General features: G+C 66.1%; 18 protein-coding genes and 4 tRNA genes. 10 read left to right on the forward strand and 12 right to left on the reverse strand.

Annotated features, from left to right (window positions below):
* Nucleotides 1–192: 192 nt before the first annotated feature.
* From GIW57_RS17915 to GIW57_RS17960, 10 genes are all read right to left on the reverse strand, one after another.
* Nucleotides 193–269: transfer RNA gene (locus GIW57_RS17915), tRNA-Arg, on the reverse strand.
* A 32-nt stretch (nt 270–301) separates the two neighbouring features.
* Nucleotides 302–378, reverse strand: a tRNA-Arg gene (locus GIW57_RS17920).
* Nucleotides 379–447: 69 nt separating this feature from the next.
* Nucleotides 448–524, reverse strand: a tRNA-Arg gene (locus tag GIW57_RS17925).
* Nucleotides 515–1441, reverse strand: a complete 927-nt coding sequence (locus tag GIW57_RS17930; RefSeq protein WP_236512212.1) for an alpha/beta fold hydrolase — start codon at nt 1439–1441, stop codon at nt 515–517. Before GIW57_RS17930 ends, GIW57_RS17925 begins: the two co-directional genes overlap by 10 nt.
* Nucleotides 1438–2247, reverse strand: a complete 810-nt coding sequence (gene thiD, locus GIW57_RS17935) for a bifunctional hydroxymethylpyrimidine kinase/phosphomethylpyrimidine kinase (protein WP_236512214.1) — start codon at nt 2245–2247, stop codon at nt 1438–1440. The genes GIW57_RS17930 and thiD overlap by 4 nt, the downstream gene beginning before the upstream one ends.
* Before the next feature lie 319 nt (nt 2248–2566).
* Nucleotides 2567–3235, reverse strand: coding sequence for a YoaK family protein (locus GIW57_RS17940; protein ID WP_236512215.1), 669 nt, complete (start codon nt 3233–3235; stop codon nt 2567–2569).
* 9 nt (nt 3236–3244) lie between these two features.
* The gene (locus GIW57_RS17945) at nt 3245–3751 is read right to left on the reverse strand and encodes a hypothetical protein (RefSeq protein ID WP_100464817.1); all 507 of its coding nucleotides are present in this window, start codon (nt 3749–3751) and stop codon (nt 3245–3247) included.
* On the reverse strand, nt 3748–5148 hold the full coding sequence (locus tag GIW57_RS17950; RefSeq protein ID WP_236512216.1) for a PhoH family protein: 1401 nt from the start codon (nt 5146–5148) through the stop codon (nt 3748–3750). Before GIW57_RS17950 ends, GIW57_RS17945 begins: the two co-directional genes overlap by 4 nt.
* Nucleotides 5149–5232: 84 nt before the next feature.
* Nucleotides 5233–5712, reverse strand: a complete 480-nt coding sequence (locus GIW57_RS17955) for a peroxiredoxin (RefSeq protein ID WP_089240319.1) — start codon at nt 5710–5712, stop codon at nt 5233–5235.
* 91 nt (nt 5713–5803) lie between these two features.
* A complete protein-coding gene (locus GIW57_RS17960) occupies nt 5804–6364 on the reverse strand; it encodes a glycine cleavage system protein R (protein WP_025879444.1) in 561 nt (186 codons plus the stop codon).
* 164 nt (nt 6365–6528) lie between these two features.
* Here GIW57_RS17960 and dapA point away from each other — a divergent pair, with 164 nt between their 5' ends.
* Together dapA and GIW57_RS17970 are read left to right on the forward strand one after the other, a co-directional pair.
* On the forward strand, nt 6529–7422 hold the full coding sequence (dapA, locus tag GIW57_RS17965) for a 4-hydroxy-tetrahydrodipicolinate synthase (RefSeq protein ID WP_100464829.1): 894 nt from the start codon (nt 6529–6531) through the stop codon (nt 7420–7422).
* Between the two features lie 32 nt (nt 7423–7454).
* Entirely contained in the window at nt 7455–7970 is a 516-nt protein-coding gene (locus GIW57_RS17970) for a hypothetical protein (RefSeq protein ID WP_236512218.1), read from the forward strand.
* A gap of 231 nt (nt 7971–8201) precedes the next feature.
* Here the strand turns inward: GIW57_RS17970 and fdxA are convergent, their stop codons facing one another.
* Nucleotides 8202–8525, reverse strand: a complete 324-nt coding sequence (fdxA, locus tag GIW57_RS17975; protein WP_005409054.1) for a ferredoxin FdxA — start codon at nt 8523–8525, stop codon at nt 8202–8204.
* Between the two features lie 186 nt (nt 8526–8711).
* Between fdxA and GIW57_RS17980 the strand changes: the two genes are divergently transcribed.
* Nucleotides 8712–10136, forward strand: coding sequence for a sugar porter family MFS transporter (locus tag GIW57_RS17980; RefSeq protein WP_236512220.1), 1425 nt, complete (start codon nt 8712–8714; stop codon nt 10134–10136).
* Between the two features lie 444 nt (nt 10137–10580).
* On the opposite strand, the gene GIW57_RS17985 is transcribed toward GIW57_RS17980, so the two are convergent.
* Nucleotides 10581–10655, reverse strand: a tRNA-Glu gene (locus GIW57_RS17985).
* 49 nt (nt 10656–10704) lie between these two features.
* Here GIW57_RS17985 and pcnB point away from each other — a divergent pair.
* The 7 genes from pcnB to pgi all read left to right on the forward strand — a co-directional run bounded on the left by pcnB (nt 10705) and on the right by pgi (nt 16799).
* The gene (pcnB, locus tag GIW57_RS17990; protein ID WP_100464839.1) at nt 10705–12084 is read left to right on the forward strand and encodes a polynucleotide adenylyltransferase PcnB; all 1380 of its coding nucleotides are present in this window, start codon (nt 10705–10707) and stop codon (nt 12082–12084) included.
* 3 nt (nt 12085–12087) lie between these two features.
* The gene (gene folK, locus GIW57_RS17995) at nt 12088–12573 is read left to right on the forward strand and encodes a 2-amino-4-hydroxy-6-hydroxymethyldihydropteridine diphosphokinase (RefSeq protein WP_236512222.1); all 486 of its coding nucleotides are present in this window, start codon (nt 12088–12090) and stop codon (nt 12571–12573) included.
* 34 nt (nt 12574–12607) lie between these two features.
* Complete coding sequence (gene panB / locus GIW57_RS18000; RefSeq protein WP_025878796.1) at nt 12608–13423, forward strand: 3-methyl-2-oxobutanoate hydroxymethyltransferase; 816 nt, start codon at nt 12608–12610, stop codon at nt 13421–13423.
* Nucleotides 13420–14259, forward strand: a complete 840-nt coding sequence (gene panC, locus GIW57_RS18005) for a pantoate--beta-alanine ligase (protein ID WP_100464845.1) — start codon at nt 13420–13422, stop codon at nt 14257–14259. The genes panB and panC overlap by 4 nt, the downstream gene beginning before the upstream one ends.
* Nucleotides 14260–14325: 66 nt before the next feature.
* Nucleotides 14326–14820, forward strand: a complete 495-nt coding sequence (locus GIW57_RS18010) for a hypothetical protein (RefSeq protein WP_236512224.1) — start codon at nt 14326–14328, stop codon at nt 14818–14820.
* An 87-nt stretch (nt 14821–14907) separates the two neighbouring features.
* The gene (panD, locus tag GIW57_RS18015) at nt 14908–15288 is read left to right on the forward strand and encodes an aspartate 1-decarboxylase (RefSeq protein WP_100552178.1); all 381 of its coding nucleotides are present in this window, start codon (nt 14908–14910) and stop codon (nt 15286–15288) included.
* Nucleotides 15285–16799, forward strand: coding sequence for a glucose-6-phosphate isomerase (gene pgi, locus GIW57_RS18020; protein ID WP_236512226.1), 1515 nt, complete (start codon nt 15285–15287; stop codon nt 16797–16799). The genes panD and pgi overlap by 4 nt, the downstream gene beginning before the upstream one ends.
* The last annotated feature ends 29 nt before the right edge of the window (nt 16800–16828 follow it).

Below are 16828 nucleotides of genomic sequence, written 5' to 3' on the forward strand. Positions count from 1 at the left end.
GGACAGCGCACACGAGCAAGCGGCTGCCAAGCCTACAGGGACGTACTTGCGGCGTCCCCGCAATCCGACACCGCCCCGCCACCCCGCGGAATGCCAGCTTCTGCTGTTGCTGTTGCCTCTGCAGGTGCAGGGCGCAGCCCTGCCAAAAACACAAAAAAAAACAGCAGGCCGAGGCCTGCTGTTTCGGTGTAATGGTGCGCCCGGAGAGATTCGAACTCCCGACCGCCTGGTTCGTAGCCAGGTACTCTATCCAACTGAGCTACGGGCGCCAATTACATAAACTTGTTGTGTTGATCGTGTGTGGTGCGCCCGGAGAGATTCGAACTCCCGACCGCCTGGTTCGTAGCCAGGTACTCTATCCAACTGAGCTACGGGCGCGCGGTACACAATCAACTTACTTCTCTATTTTACTGCACTTCCAGCGGCGGATGCTGAAGGTCTGTCGAGTGGTGCGCCCGGAGAGATTCGAACTCCCGACCGCCTGGTTCGTAGCCAGGTACTCTATCCAACTGAGCTACGGGCGCCCTGCGACAGGAGCGGAATTATGCGGATGTCGGCGCGAGTCGTCAACGCTTTTGTGAAAATTTTCACCCAACTGAATGAAAAACGCCTCTGCGACAGCCTCCGGGTGTTTCATCCACGCGAAGTGGTCGGCTCGCGTGCCCAGCTCCTGCGCAGAAAGCACGCGCAGCTGCGAGGCGACATTCGGCAGTTTCGCCAGCAGCGCCTGCATTGATCCGATGGGCGCCAGCCAATCGCTTTCCATCAGCACCGCCTGAGCACTGCCATGCACACGCGCCATCTGCGCATCGAGGTCCTCGTCCATGCCCACAGCTGCGTAGTGATTGTTCAGCCCTACACGTGACCAGTCGGCGATCAATCCACGTGCTTCGGTGCCGCCGAAGCCCAGCCGGCGCCCGTGCAGCACGCCCTGACGCCGTGCGATCCATGGCAGGAAGCGATAGATCAGCGGCAGCAACCAGCCGCGTGGTGGCGGGAACGTGCGCCAGAACGGTGTACCGCTGGCGGCCAGCCACAATCGATCGAATGCCTGTGGCTGGCGCCCGGCATGCACGCAGGCCAGCTGACCGCCCAGGCTGTGACCACCGATGATCCAGGGCAGCACGTCCTGCGCGTTGTCGTCAGCGGCGAGCAGGGCCTGACTGGCCGGCAGGTCGTGGTCGAGAATCTGTCTGTAGCCCCAATCCTGGGTGCGTGATGGGCGCAGCGAACTGCTGCCATTGCCGCGCCATTCGTGCAGGTAGACCGCCACGCCGCTGGCTGCCAGTGCCTGCGCCAGCGGCAGGTAGTGGCGAGCGGCCACGCCCAGCGCCGGCAGCCACAACAGCCGTGCCAGCGGCTGTGCAGGCACGCAGGCGATGACCTCGTAACGGTGGCCATCGCCGCTGTCCACGGCGAGTACGCGTGGCGAATCGCTCATGCGTGCGGTGCCGCGCCGAAGTGGTCGAGTACCAGCACCTCACTGCGGCCGGGCGCATAGCCCTGCTGCAGCCCGCGCGCCACGTAGTCGATGCCGGCTTCGCAGGCATTGGCCAGGCTCAGCCCGTTGCACAGCTGCGCGGCGATGGCCGAGGCCAGCGTGCAGCCCGTGCCGTGCGCATCCAATGGCAGGCGGGCATGGATGAACTCTTCGCTGCTGACGCCATCGAAGTAACGGTCGACCACGCGGTTGCCTTCGTGCAGGTGACCGCCCTTCAGCAGCACCGCACCGGCGCCCAGATCAAGGAGTGAGGCGGCGGCCTGCTCTGCGTCGTTGCCATTGGCGATGCTGCGGCCGACCAGCAGCTCCGCTTCCGGTGCATTGGGGGTGACCAGGGTGGCCAGTGGCAGCAGCCGTTCGCGCATTGCCTGCAGCGCGCTGTCCTCCAGCAGGCGAGCGCCGCTGGTGGCGACCATCACCGGGTCCAGCACTACGTGCGGTGGTCGATGTCGTTCCAGTGCATCGGCCACGGCGTGGATCACCTCGGCGTTGGCCAGCATGCCCAGCTTCACTGCGTGGATATCGAAGTCGTCGAAGCAGGCCTCGATCTGCGCGCGCAGGAAGTGGACTGGCGGCACGTGCACGGCGCTGACGCCGCGGGTGTTCTGCGCGGTCAGTGCGGCGATCACCGACAGGCCGTGCACGCGATGCGCGGCGAAGGCCTTCAGGTCGGCCTGGATGCCGGCGCCGCCGCCGGAATCGGAGCCGGCGATGGTCAGGGCGGAAACGGGGGTGGTCGGGCTCATGCAGTGATTGTGCCGTGCTGCCCAGTGTGGGGGTAGTGCCGGCCGGGCGGCGCCCGGCACCCGCAGAAGCCGGGGCAACAGCAACAGCGGCTCTGGATTTCTGCGCGGGAGGCGGGGCGGTGTCGGATTGCGGGGACGCCGCAAGTACGTCCCTGTAGGCTTGCCCGCGCCATCCATGGCGCGGACACCACGCAATCCAACACCGCCCCGCCTTCGACAGCTTCCCGGTGACGGTCAGTAGATCCGCGCCATGCGTGGATATCGCGGAAATGATCGGAGGGACAACGTAGATCCACGCCATGTGTGGATGACGCCATGCTCAGCGCCGCCAGCGTGCCCACTGCTGGTAGGACACATAGCCGAGGCCGGTCAGTCCGGTCAGCAGGGCAGGGGCGAGCAGGGCGTCGTACTGCCAGCGCACGAACAGCCAGGCGCCGATGACGCCGCCGGCGAGGAAGCCGCTGATGATCAGGCCGCTCAGGGTCAGGCGTCGTATCTGCAGCGGCAGTCCGCGCAGCAGGTGGCCGAGGCCGATGCCGAGGTCGGTGAACATGCCGCTGAGATGGGTGGTGCGTACGACGGCACCACTGAAGGTGGTGGCCATCGCGTTCTGCAGTCCACAGGCCATCGCGGCTGCCAGTGCGCCCCATATCTGATGCTGCTTGAACAGCGGAATGGCCGCCAGCAGCAGCAGTGATTCCAACGCCAGCGCTACGCCGTAGCGGCGGCCGAGCTGCAGTGCGCTGTCCTGGATCAGCAGCCCGCTGACCATCGCGCCCAATGAAAACGCGATCAGCAGACCCCACAGGTGCCCGACCGCGCGCCAATCCCCCTGCGCCAACGCCATGCCGAGCTGGCTGGTGCTGCCGGTCATGTGGCTGACCGCCTGGTGTTCAAAACCAAGGAAGCCGACCACATTGACCATGCCGGCCACGCACGACAGCGCGACCGCGCCGATCCAGACCCAGGTGGGCAGGCGGATTCCCATGGCAGGCCCTCAGGGCCCGCCGAAGCCGCCGTTGAACTGCAGCTCGTTGAAGGTGCCGTTGGCCGGATCGAAGACCGCGCCCCAGAACTGCGCGCCACCATCGCAGACCCGCACCGCTTCGCGGGCGGGTCGCAGACTGTTGTCTTCAGGCAGATGGAACGCGTTGATGTAGATCACCTGCTTTCCGTCCAGCTCGATGCCGACGTACTGGCGGTCGAAATCCATGACGTGCGGCACCTGCGCTTCCAGCGCTGGCAGCTTCGCTTCCAGCTGGTCCACCTGCTGCCGGCTCGGTGCCCAGTAGCCGCTGACGCGCCCGGCCTCGCGGCCGGGGCTGGGTCGCGAGCAGGTGTCGAGCACCTGCGCGGCGATGATCGGGCGGGTGACCACCCAGGATTGGCCACTGCGTTCGGTGGTCGGCACGCTGGCCGGTCCCTGCGTGGTCGCGCAGGCACCGAGCAGCGTGGTGATGGCGACCGCCATCGATGGCAGCAGCAGGCGGGTGCAACGGTTCACAACACCTCCGACGCGTAATCGGCCAGCCGCGAGCGTTCACCGCGACGCAGCGTGATATGCGCGCTGTGTGGCCAGTTCTTGAAGCGGTCCACCGCATAGGTCAGGCCCGACGTGGTCTCGGTCAGGTACGGGGTATCGATCTGTTCGACGTTGCCGAGGCAGACGATCTTGGTGCCGGGGCCGGCACGGGTGATCAACGTCTTCATCTGCTTGGGCGTGAGGTTCTGCGCCTCGTCCAGGATCAGGTAACGCGACAGGAACGTACGGCCGCGCATGAAGTTCATCGAACGGATCTTGATACGGCTGGCGAGCAGGTCGTTGGTCGCCTGGCGGCCCCAGGTGCCGCCTTCCTGGTTGTGCGTCAGTACTTCCAGGTTGTCGGTCAACGCGCCCATCCACGGCGTCATCTTCTCTTCCTCGGTGCCGGGCAGGAAGCCGATGTCCTCGCCGACGCTGACCGTGGCGCGGGTCATGATGATCTCGCGGTAGCGCTGCTGGTCCATCGTCTGCGCCAGGCCGGCGGCCAGCGCCAGCAGGGTCTTGCCGGTGCCGGCGGTGCCGAGCAGGGTGACGAAGTCGATTTCCGGGTCCATCAGTGCGTTGAGCGCGAAGTTCTGTTCGCGGTTGCGCGCGCTGATGCCCCACACGGCGTGGCTGCCATGGCGGAAGTCATCGACCAGCGACAGCACCACCTTGCCATCGCCGACGATCTTGCTGACACGCAGTTCGACTTCATCTTCGCCCGGCAGGTAGACGTACTGGTTCGGGTACCACTCCTCACCCTCCTGGGCGAGGATTTCGTAATGGGTGCGGCCCTTGTCGCTCCAGCTGCGCAGATCCTCGCCGTGGCGCTTCCAGAAGTCTTCCGGCAGCTCGGTGGCGCCGGTGTAGAGCAGGCTGAAATCGTCCAGCGCACGGTCGTTCTCGTAGTCTTCCGAAACGATGCCGGCGATGGCCGCCTTGATCCGCAGGTTGATGTCCTTGGAGACGAACACCACCGGGATTTCAGGCGTTTCTTCCTTCAGCGCCAGGATCGCGCCGAGGATGGCGTTGTCCGGGATGACCTTGCCAAAGCTCTTGCCCGCGTCGAAATGACTGGTCTGGAAGCGCAGCTTGCCCACGCTCTGTTTGCCGCGCAGCTGCAGGCCCTGCGGCCGCTGCAGCGGAATGCCCTCGGCCAGGTTGTCCAGGCCCGAAGCCTGCACCAGCTCGTTGAGGAAGCGGCTGACCTGGCGCGCATTGCGGCTCGCTTCGGTCGTGCCCTTCTTGCCGTTGTCCAGCTCCTCGATCACCTGCATGGGCAGGTAGACATCGTGCTCCTCGAATTTGAACAGCGCGGTGGGATCGTGCATCAGCACGTTGGTATCCAGCACGTAGATGCGCTTGCCTCGGGTCATCATCGGTTCCTGGTTACGGACAGGGAAAAACCACCACGACCTGCTGCAGGGCAGGGTGGTGGCGGACAAAGTGGGCGATGGGACTCACTTGGACGGATGGGCCTTCAGTTCGGCAAGCACGGCGTCGGCATGGCCGGCGACCTTGACCTTGCGCCATGACTGCACGATGCGGCTGTCGGGGGAAATCAGGAAGGTGCTGCGCTCGATGCCACGTACCTGTTTGCCGTACATGTTCTTCATCTTGATGACGTCGAAGGCGGTGCACAGCGCTTCGTCGGCATCACTGACCAGCGGGAACGCGAAGCCCTGCTTGGCACAGAAGTTGTCGTGGGACTTCACCGAGTCGCGGGAGACGCCAAGCACGACTGCGCCTGCCTTCCTGAAGTCGGGCAGCAGTGCGTTGAAGTCGATGCCCTCGGTGGTGCAGCCCGGGGTGCTGTCCTTGGGGTAGAAGTACAACACCAGCCACTGGCCGGCGTAATCGCCGAGGGTGGCCTGGGCGCCGCCGGACAGCGCCAGCGGCAGGGAGAGGGTGGTGCTGTCCAGGGTATCGCCGTTATTCATGAGGTCCTTCTGTCGAGCCTGGGTTCTTTCTACGACAATTGCATGAAACGCCACGCGCCCGTGAGGAGCGCGCGAAAAATCCGGGTTTCAATCAGAACTTCATCGGGTCCATGATCGCGTCCAGGTTCAAGTGGTCGCAGAACTCGAGGAAATCGTCGCGCAGGGCAGCGATGTGCATGTTGGCCGGCACGCCGATGGTGACCTGTGCGCTGAACATTTCCGCACCGGTCTGCATGGCGCGGTAACGCGTGCTCTGCAGGGTTTCGATGGTGATGCCCTGGCGATCGAAGAAATCAGCCAGCTGGAACAGGATGCCCGGCTTGTCGGCGGCGATCACCTCGACGATGTACGGCAGCAGGTTGGACTGCGCCTGCTTGGCTTCGGTGCGATACCAGACCAGCTTCAGGCCTTCCTCGCGTTCGAGCCGGGTCAGCATCGCTTCCAGCTTGGCGACCGAATCCCAGGAGCCGGTGGCCAGTGCGGTCACCGAGACATCACGGCCCACGGTGGCCAGACGTGCATCCACCAGATTGCACCCGCTGTCGGCGATGCGGCGGGTGACGGACAACAGGGGGGACTCCGGATGCGTCGTATAGGCGTTGATCAGGAGGTGGTTTTCGCTCGGCGCTGGGCGCGGGGTGGTGTCGGTCAAGGCGATTCCGGGTAATGCATGCGTTAGTCTGAATGCCCGCCAGAGGCGGGGATCCACCGGTGTCCAGCATACTTGCCCGTGCTTTCGCGCCGCAAGTAACATTCAGATCGCCCCCGGCCTTTCGTGGCGGGCGTTTTCCCTCCCCAGCCAAGAGCAGCACGTCCTTGTCCCTTTCCGGCCTCATCACCGCGCTGGCGACCCCCTTCCGGGCCGACGGCGCACTCGACCCCGACGGTTGGCAGCGCCTGCTGCACCTGCAGCTGGAGGGCGGCGTCCAAGGCGTTGTCGTTGCCGGCTCCACCGGCGAGGCAGCCACCCTGTCCGATGCGGAGTACGACCAGCTGCTGGCCAGCGCGGTCGAGCGCATCGCCGGCCGCGTTCCGGTCCTGGCCGGCACCGGCCTGTCCGGCACCGCCAAGACCATCGAGCAGACCCGCCGCGCCGCCGCGCTCGGTGCCACCCACGCGCTGGTGGTCACCCCGCCGTACGTGCGGCCGACCCAGGCCGGCCTGATCGCGCATTACCGCGCGGTGGCTGACCAGGCCGGATTGCCGGTGGTGCTGTACAACGTCCCCGGCCGTACCGGTTGCGACATGCTGCCGGAGACCGTGGCCGAGCTCGCCAGCCATCCGAACATCGTCGGCATCAAGGAAGCGGTGGGTGATACCGGCCGCGTGCGCGCGCTGCTGGACCTGCGCAGCGCGACCTTCGCCGTGCTCACCGGTGATGACGGCACTGCCGCACGTTCGATCCAGGCCGGCATGGACGGCCTGATCTCGGTCGGCTCCAACGTGCTGCCCGGCGCCTACCGCCGGATGTGCGACCTGGCTGCTGCCCATGACCATGAAGCCGTTGAATCCTGGGATGCGCGCCTGCAGCCGTTCCACGACTTCTGCGGTGTCGAATCCAACCCGATTCCGGTCAAGGCGCTGTTGCGTCGGATCGGCATCGGTCACGATCTGCGCCTGCCGCTGCTGCCGCTTTCGGCAGCACACACGCCTGCCGCCGACCATCTCGCCGGCGATATCGCCGCCCTCGAAGCCCTTTCCAGCCACTGACCTTCCGTCTTGGTCTGATCCAGGAGATTCACATGCGCCAATCCGTTTCCGCCGTCCGCGTGCTGTCCTACGCCCTGCTTGCTGTAGCTGTCGCCGCCGGCACCACCGGTTGTTTCAAGCGTGGCGTCAAAGGTGACTATGCCTTGGCCCCGGAAGTGCGTCCGCTGGAAGTGCCGCCGGACCTGAACCTGCCGGCAGGCGCCGGCAACAACCAGGTGCCGACCCTGAGCTCGGCGACCAAGCCGGCCGCTCCGGCCGCCGCCGCTCCGGCGGTCAGCGCCACCGGCTTCACTGTTGCCGGCAGCAAGGAAGACGCCTTCGCCAAGGTCGGTACCGCGCTGGAAGGCGTGGAAGGCCTGACCATCGCCACCCGCGCGCAGCTGCTGGGCTCGTACGACGTGGCCTATGAAGGCAGCAACTTCCTGGTCCGCGTGGTCGCCGTCGACGCCGGTGCGTATATCTCCGCAGTCGACCCGCGTGGCCTGCCGGCTACCGCCGCAGCGCCGGTGAAGCTGATTGCCGCACTGAAGGCGAAGCTGGCCCCGTAATGGCCGGTCCGGTGGGTACGGACCTGCGGGTTCGTGCCTGCCGTGGTAGAGGCCGACCTTGGTCGGCGCTTTGTGCCAACCAAGGTTGGCAGCTACCAAGAACGGGAAAGGGCGCCTTGGGCGCCCTTTTCATTGCCAGCCGGTTGGTACCTGCCGTGGTAGAGACCGGCCTTGGCCGGCGCTTGTGTGCCAACCAAGGTTGGCAGCTACCAAAGCAGCGTTGCCGGCGCCTCAGCGCTCCAGCAGCTTCAGCTTGTCGGGCTTGCCGTCCCACTCACCGGCATCGGCCGGCGGGTCCTTGCGCACGGTCAGTACCGGCCACTCCTTCGCCAGTTCTGCATTGAGGGCGACGAAACCTTCCTGACCAGCGGGAACATCGTCTTCCGGGAAGATCGCGTTGACCGGGCACTCGGGTTCGCAGAGGGTGCAGTCAATGCACTCGTCCGGGTCGATCACCAGGAAGTTCGGGCCTTCGTGGAAGCAATCCACGGGGCACACTTCCACGCAATCGGTGTGTTTGCACTTGATGCAGTTTTCGGTGACGACAAAGGGCATGGGTAGGGGGCGGATCGCTTACTGAACCTGCCAATTCTAGAACAGGTTGGGCCCCGGTGTCGGTTGCCGTGTGAAAGTGGGGCGGATTGGTACCAGGAATGCCCATTTGGCGGCATGCCCGCCCTGTGCGACGCTGCCAAGGCCGCCGGCCCGCTTCGGTCGGCCCCCTTCCTTGCAGGATCCTTCATGTCGCCAGTCCAGCCCGGTGCCGCCTCCAATGGCGGTGAGAACACGGCCTTCATCGTCCTGATCAGTTGCGCCGCCACTCTTGGTGGTTTCCTGTTCGGTTTCGACAGTGGCGTCATCAATGGCACCGTCGACGGTCTGCGCCAGGCCTTCAACTCCAGCGAAGCCGCGCTCGGCTTCGAGGTGGCCTCGATGCTGCTGGGGTGCGCAATCGGCGCGTTCGCGGCCGGCTGGCTGGGTGATCGGCTGGGACGTCGTGGCGTGCTGATCGGGGCGGCCGTGTTGTTTCTGGTGTCGGCGCTGGGTGCCGGCGCCGCACATGCGTCCTGGTTGTTCGTCTGTGCGCGCGTGCTCGGCGGATTCGCCGTCGGTGCGGCCAGCGTGATGTCACCGGCCTACATCGCCGAAGTCGCGTCGGCGCGCTATCGCGGCCGGCTGGCGACCGTGCAGCAGATGGCGATCATCTGTGGCCTGTTCGCGGCGTTCCTCAGCAACTATCTGCTGGCCCGGGCCGCGGGCGCCTCGACCGAGCCGCTCTGGCTGGGGCAGGAGGCATGGCGCTGGATGTTCTGGATGCAGGCACTGCCGTCGCTGCTGTTCCTGCTGCTGTTGCTGGTGATCCCGGAAAGCCCGCGCTTCCTGGTGATGAAGGGCCGGCAGGCGCAGGCGAGGGCGGTGCTTGGCCGGTTGTACGGTGAGCGTGCCGCGGCGAACAAGCAGGCCGAGATCGAAGCGAGCCTGGCCCAGGACCAGCACAAGCCGCGTTTCGGTGACCTGCTCAACAAGGCTACCGGCAAGCTGCGCCCCATCGTCTGGGTCGGCATCGGCCTGGCGATGTTCCAGCAGCTGGTCGGCATCAATGTGGTGTTCTATTACGGCGCCGTGTTGTGGCAGGCGGTGGGTTTTTCGGAAAGCGACGCGCTGCTGATCAACGTATTGTCGGGTGCGCTGAGCATCGGCGCCTGCCTGCTGACGGTGGTGCTGATCGATCGCATCGGCCGCAAGCCGCTGCTGTGGGTCGGTTCGGTCGGCATGTCGGTGGCGCTGGTGCTGATGGTGGTGGCCTTCGCCAGCGGCAGTCTGGCCGATGGTCGCCTGCAGGTCTCCGACGGCATGGGTCGGTTGGCGCTGGTAGCGGCCAACGTCTACGTGGTGTTCTTCAACATGTCCTGGGGCCCGGTGATGTGGGTGATGCTGGGCGAGATGTTCCCGAACCAGATCCGCGGCCCGGCGTTGGCCGTGGCCGGTGCGGCGCAGTGGACGTCGAATTTCGCGATCACCGTGACCTTCCCGATGCTGCTGGCCGGCATCGGCCTGGCCGGTGCGTACGGCATCTACACCGTTGCCGCGATCCTCTCGATCATCTTCGTCGTCCGCTACGTGCGCGAGACCAAGGGCAAAGAGCTGGAGCAGATGGAAGGCTGACGCGCTTCGGCTTCGGAGCGATCCGTTCGCGCCTCCCTGCTACGTGGGGGAGGGGGCAGGCCGCCCTCTCCAGGACACGCAAAATCCCCTCCATGGTGCTCGATGGCGCCATCCATGGCGCCAACGGTCCTGGAGAGGGCGGCCTGCCCCCTCCTGACAGTTTCATGGTGCGTGCGGACGCGGCGAAGCGCTGGTCGGTTGCTGCCGCGGCTCGCGGGAAACCGTCCAGAGTCGGTGGGGTCACCCAGGGCAGGACCGTTGGCGCCATGGATGGCGCCATCGAGACCCCATGGATGGGTTCACGGCGTGTCCTGCCCTGGGTGACCCCGCCGGCTCAAGCCGATAGCAGGGAGGCGCTCAAGCGACCAGCCCCGTCGATGACACGATTGCGGAAAACAGAAAAGCCCGCACAAGGCGGGCTTTTTCGGTTCCTGCTGCGGCGACTGGTGCTCCCTAGGGGACTCGAACCCCTGTTTTAGCCTTGAGAGGGCCACGTCCTAACCACTAGACGAAGGGAGCAGTGTGTCGCTGCCGGTGCAGGAGCGCTAGTATATGCACCTCGATGCCATTGGGCAATCCCGAAACTTCAACCGGAAGCGCCAACATCATTTCCTCTGCTACATCACCGTTCAGCCTGCGCGTCATCCCGCGCGACCAGCACACGATCTCCCGCAAGGACATCAGCCCGAACGCTTTGCGCGTGCTTTATCGACTGCGCGATGCCGGCTTCGGCGCCTACCTTGTCGGCGGCGCGGTGCGCGATCTGCTGGTCAATGGCCAACCCAAGGATTTCGACGTGGCCACCGATGCCACGCCCGAACAGGTCAAGCAGTTGTTCCGCAACTGCCGCCTGATCGGCCGCCGTTTCCGCCTGGCCCATGTTGTGTTCGGCCGCGAGATCATCGAAGTCGCCACGTTCCGTGCCAACATCGATGACGGCAGCGGCGACCGCGAGATGGAAAACGGCATGCTCGTGCGCGACAACGTGTACGGCAGCATCGAAGACGACGCCATCCGCCGCGACTTCACCTGCAATGCCCTGTACTACGCCATCGAGGACTTCTCGGTGCGTGACTACACCGGCGGCTTCGAAGACGTGCAGGCACGCCTGATGAAGCTCATCGGCGACCCGGTGCAGCGCTACCAGGAAGACCCGGTGCGCATGCTGCGTGCGGTCCGCCTGGCGGCCAAGCTCGGCTTCCAGATCGAAGAGGGCACCGCTGCACCGATCCCGCAGCTGGCCGGCCTGCTCAACGAAGCCGCACCGGCGCGCCTGTTCGAGGAAGTCCTGAAGCTGTTCCTGTCCGGGCACGGCGTGGCCAGCTTTGAAGGACTGGAGCGCTATGGCCTGTTCGATGTGTTGTTCCCGGAAAGCGCCAAGGCGCTGAAGTCGAACCGTACCGGTGCGCTGCGCCGCATGGTGGTCGAGGGCCTGGCCAACACCGATGCACGCGTGGCCAATGACGAGCCCGTGTCGCCGGCGTTCCTGTTCGCGCTGTTGCTGTGGCCGGCCTATTGCCGCGCGCAGGCAACCCTGCTCAAGCAGGGCGTGGCGCCGGAAGAGGCGCAGCGTCGCGCCGCTGACCGCGTCACCGTGCAGCAGTTGAGCACCATCGCATTGCCGCGCCGATTCTCGCTGCCGATGCAGGAAATCTGGCTGCTGCAGGCGCGCTTCAGTTCGCGTCAGCGCAAGCGCGTGATGCGCACGCTCAGCCACCCCCGTTTCCGTGCGGCCTTCGATTTCCTGTCCCTGCGCCAGGTGGCCTCGGCAGAGCACGAAGCCGACGTCGCGTTCTGGCGCGAAGCGCAGGCCCAGTCCGGGCATGAGCTGGATTCGTCGCTGGATTCGCTGCACAGCGAGGCCGGCGATGAGGAGGGTGGGGCGCCGCGCAAGCGCCGTCGTCGCCGTCGTCGCCCGGACGGTGCAGCTGCCGGTGCCGCCGAGTAATCGATGACCGCTGCCTGGATCGGGCTGGGCGCCAATCTTGGCGACGCAGCCAACACCGTCCGCGCGGCCATCGCCGCGCTGGGCGAACTGCCCGGAACCCGGCTGACGCAGGCGTCGCGGTTGTACGCGACGCCTGCATGGGGAAACGAGGACCAGCCACCCTTCGTCAATGCAGTGGCCTCGGTCGACACTGATCTTTCCGCTGTCGCACTGCTGCAGGCCATGCTCGCGCTGGAGCAGCGCTTCGGCCGCGTGCGCGACCCTGCCGTGCACTGGGGCCCGCGTGCGCTGGATCTGGACCTGCTGCTGTTCGGCGAGCAGGTGTTGGACCTGCCCGAGCTGAAAGTGCCGCATCCCTACCTGCACGAGCGTGCGTTCGTGTTGGTGCCTTTGGCCGAAATCGCCGCTGATCTGGCCATTCCCGGCCATGGTCGCGTGCGGGATGCAGTGATGCGGGTGGATGCCTGCGGGATCGCGCCGTTAGGGTGATAATGCCCGGGTTATCTCCCCCGGTTATCAGCACATGAGCACCCACGCAGACAGCAAGCCCTGGACCGTTCCCGCCCTGGCCGAGGCCAAGCGCAATGGCCAGAAGCTGGTCATGTTGACCGCCTACGACGCAGGCTTCGCCCGCACCTTCGATGCCAATGGCGTCGACCTGATCCTGATCGGCGATTCGCTGGGCATGGTCGTGCAGGGTCACGATTCGACCCTGCCGGTGACCGTGGCCGACATGGTCTACCACACCCGCGCGGTCGCCCGCGTGCTGCAGCGTGCGCTGCTGATCGCCGACCTGCCGTTCGGTGCCGATGCCACCCCGGAACGCGCGCTGGATGCTTCGCTGCAGCTGCTGCAGGCAGGCGCGGAGATGGTCAAGATCGAAGGTGCCGGCTTCAAGGTCGACATCATCCGTTACCTGGTCGAGCGCGAGATCCCGGTCTGCTCGCATCTGGGCCTGACCCCGCAGTCGGTGCTGCGCCTGGGTGGCTTCAAGATCCAGGGCCGTGGCGATGCCGCGCGCCAGCTGGTGGACGACGCCAAGGCGGTTGCCGAGGCGGGCGCGAGCATCATGGTGCTCGAATGCGTGCCGACGCCGGTTGCCGCTGCCGTCACCGCTGCCGTTCCCGTGCCCACCATCGGTATCGGTGCTGGCCCGCAGTGCGACGGCCAGGTGCTGGTGCTGCACGACTTCCTCGGCCTGGACAGCGGCCACCGTCGTCCGAAGTTCGTCAAGGACTTCCTGGCCGAAGGTGGCTCGGTGGCCGGTGCCACCCGTGCCTACGCCGATGCCGTGCGCGATGGCAGCTTCCCCGACGAAGAGCACGCGTACGCCCAATGATCCAGACCTTCAACGAACTCGGTGCACTGCGCGCGCAGATCGCGCAGTGGAAGGGCGAGGGCCTGCGCGTCGCGCTGGTGCCGACCATGGGCAACCTGCATGGCGGGCACCACGCGCTGATCACCCTGGCAAAGCAGTACGCCGACAAGGTGGTGGCCAGCATCTTCGTCAACCCGACGCAGTTCGGGCCGAACGAGGATTTCAGCCGCTATCCGCGCACCCCCGAAGCCGATGTGGCCGGGCTGGAGCAGGTAGGCTGCGATGCAGTGTGGCTACCCAGCGTCGAAGCGATGTACCCGCTGGGCGTGGACAAGACCACGCAGATGCATGCGCCCGGCGTCAGTGAAGTGCTGGAAGGCGCCAGCCGCCCGGGCCATTTCGATGGCGTGTGTACGGTGGTGGCGCGGCTGTTCCTGCAGGTGCAGCCGGACGTGGCCGTGTTCGGTCGCAAGGACTACCAGCAGCTGGCGGTCATCAAGCAGATGGTGGCCGAGCTGTCGTTCCCGATCCAGATCGTCGGTGCCGAGATCGTGCGGGATGAGGATGGCCTGGCCAAGAGCTCGCGCAACCAGTACCTCAGCGCCGAGCAGCGCCCGTTGGCGACCACCCTTCATCGCACCCTGCTGGGCATGCGCGAAGGTTATGTCGCCGGGCACGGCCGTGAACGCATCGAGGCCGACGCCGTCGCTGCGCTGCAGGCGGCCGGCTTCCAGGTGGATTACGCGGTGCTGCGCACCCCGGAGCTGGCCGAACCGAGCTTCGACGGCGGTGGCCGCGTGGCCCTGATCGCTGCCCGCCTGGGCACCACCCGGCTGATCGACAACCTGGAGTTCTGAGCCGCATGCGGCTCAGGGGCGCCCGTAGTGGGCGCCTCTCACCTTCCCATGGACGGGAGACCGGAAATGAATACCCCCACCACTACCGGCCGTCTTGCCCGGGCCTCGATCCTGGCGGTACTGGCCGCCGGCATGGTGCCTGCCCAGCTGATGGGCGGCCTGTTGTTCGCGCTCGACTTCGCGCGTACGCCCGTACCGGCACTCACCGGCGGTGCGCTGATGTTCGTGCTGGGCGTGTGCAACGCCATCGCGGTGTTGCTGCCGATGGCGCTGATCCTGCAGTCCCAGCGGCGTCTGCGCCGGACCGCCTTCCTGCTCGTGGGGTTCGGTCTGGGCGCGCTGGCCATGGCGACCTGTGCCTGGCCGGGCGCGGACAATGGTCCGCTGCTGCAGCGCCTGCGCTATGTCGATACCTTCGACGTGATCAGCTACGGCCTGTCGGTGCTGGCCGCGGGCGGCTTCGGCCTGGTCGCCGGGCTGGCCTTCCATACGGTGTTCGGCCTATCACTGCAGGGCGCCTGCGGGCATGCCCCGTCAGCGCTACCGGTCGAGGGCGCCTGAACGGTCTTCAGTGTCCCGTCCCAGCCCCCTGATGATGGCCAAGCGGGTGCTAGAATCCGCTCTTTCCTTTGCCGTTGCAGCGCCCCCATGCACCTGTCCCTGCTCAAGACCAAGATCCACCGCGCCACCGTCACCCATTCCGAGCTGAACTACGAAGGCTCGATCGCCATCGATGACAACCTGCTGGCCGCCACTGGCATCCGTGAATTCGAGCAGGTGCACATCTGGGACGTGACCAACGGTGCGCGCTTCTCGACCTATGCGATCCGCGCCGAAGCCGGCAGCGGCATCGTCTCGCTCAACGGTGGCGCCGCGCGCCACGTGCAGGTCGGTGACATCATCATCATTGCCGCCTTCGCCAGCATGACCGAGCAGGAAGCCGACAGCTTCAAGCCGAAGCTGGTGTACGTTGATGGCAACAACCAGATCTCCCACACCAACGACACGATCCCGACCCAGGCCGCATGACAACGAACAACGGATTCGACTCGCTGCATTCCCACGCCCAGCGCCTGAAGGGCGCAAGCATTCCCAACCTGCTCGCCGCCGAACCCGGTCGTGTACAGGATCTGGCGCTGCGGGTCGGTCCGTTGTATGTCAACTTCGCCCGGCAGAAATACGATGCCGCGGCGTTGCAGGCGCTGTTGGCGCTGGCTGCCGAACGTGATGTCGGCGGCGCCATCACGCGCCTGTTCCGTGGCGAGCAGGTCAACCTGACCGAAGGCCGCGCTGCGCTGCACACCGCGCTGCGTGGTGATGTGGTCGATGCGCCGGTGGCGGCCGAGGCCTATGCCACCGCGCGCGGCATCCGCCAGCGCATGGGCGAGCTGGTGCGCGCGCTGGAAGACAGCGGCGTGACCGATGTGGTCAGTGTCGGCATCGGCGGTTCCGATCTGGGCCCGCGCCTGGTCGCCGACGCGCTGCGTCCGGTCACTGGTGCACGCCTGCGCGTGCATTTCGTGTCGAACGTGGACGGCGCCGCCATGCAGCGCACGCTGGCCACGCTGGATCCGGCGAGGACCGCTGGCATCCTCATTTCCAAGACCTTCGGTACCCAGGAAACCCTGCTCAACGGCCAGATCCTGCACGATTGGCTGGGTGGCAGCGAGCGCCTGTACGCGGTCAGCGCCAATCCGGAACGCGCCGCCAAGGCCTTCGCCATTGCCGCCGATCGTGTGCTGCCGATGTGGGACTGGGTGGGCGGCCGCTATTCGCTGTGGTCGGCCGTTGGTTTCCCGATCGCACTGGCCATCGGCTTCGAGCGCTTCGAGCAGTTGCTGGAAGGTGCCGCGCAGATGGATGCGCATGCACTGGACGCGCCGCTGGAGCGCAACCTGCCGGTGCTGCACGGCCTGACCGACATCTGGAACCGCAATCTGCTGGGCTCTGCCACGCATGCGGTGATGACCTACGATCAGCGCCTGGCGCTGCTGCCGGCCTACCTGCAGCAGCTGGTGATGGAAAGCCTGGGCAAGCGCGTGCAGCGCGATGGCCAGCCGGTCACCACCGACACCGTGCCGGTGTGGTGGGGCGGTGCCGGCACCGATGTGCAGCACAGCTTCTTCCAGGCCCTGCACCAGGGCACCAGCATCATTCCGGCCGATTTCATCGGCTGCGTGCACAACGACGATCCGTATACGGTCAACCACCAGGCGCTGATGGCCAACCTGCTGGCGCAGACCGAAGCACTGGCCAACGGCCAGGGCAGCGATGATCCGCACCGCGACTATCCGGGCGGCCGCCCGAGCACCATGATCCTGCTCGACGCGCTCACCCCGCAGGCGCTGGGCGCCTTGATCGCGATGTACGAGCACGCCGTGTACGTGCAGTCGGTGATCTGGAACATCAACGCCTTCGACCAGTTCGGTGTCGAGCTGGGCAAGCAGTTGGCCAGTGGCCTGCTGCCCGCTCTGCAGGGCGAGGACGTCGAGGTCAACGACCCGCTGACCCGTGAGCTGTTGGCCCAGCTGAAGGGCTGACGCGGGCGGGGAATGCCGCCGGGCATGGC

It is taken from the genome of Stenotrophomonas sp. PA-6-5C (genome assembly GCF_021605635.1).
In the GTDB taxonomy this organism is placed as follows: domain Bacteria; phylum Pseudomonadota; class Gammaproteobacteria; order Xanthomonadales; family Xanthomonadaceae; genus Stenotrophomonas; species Stenotrophomonas lactitubi.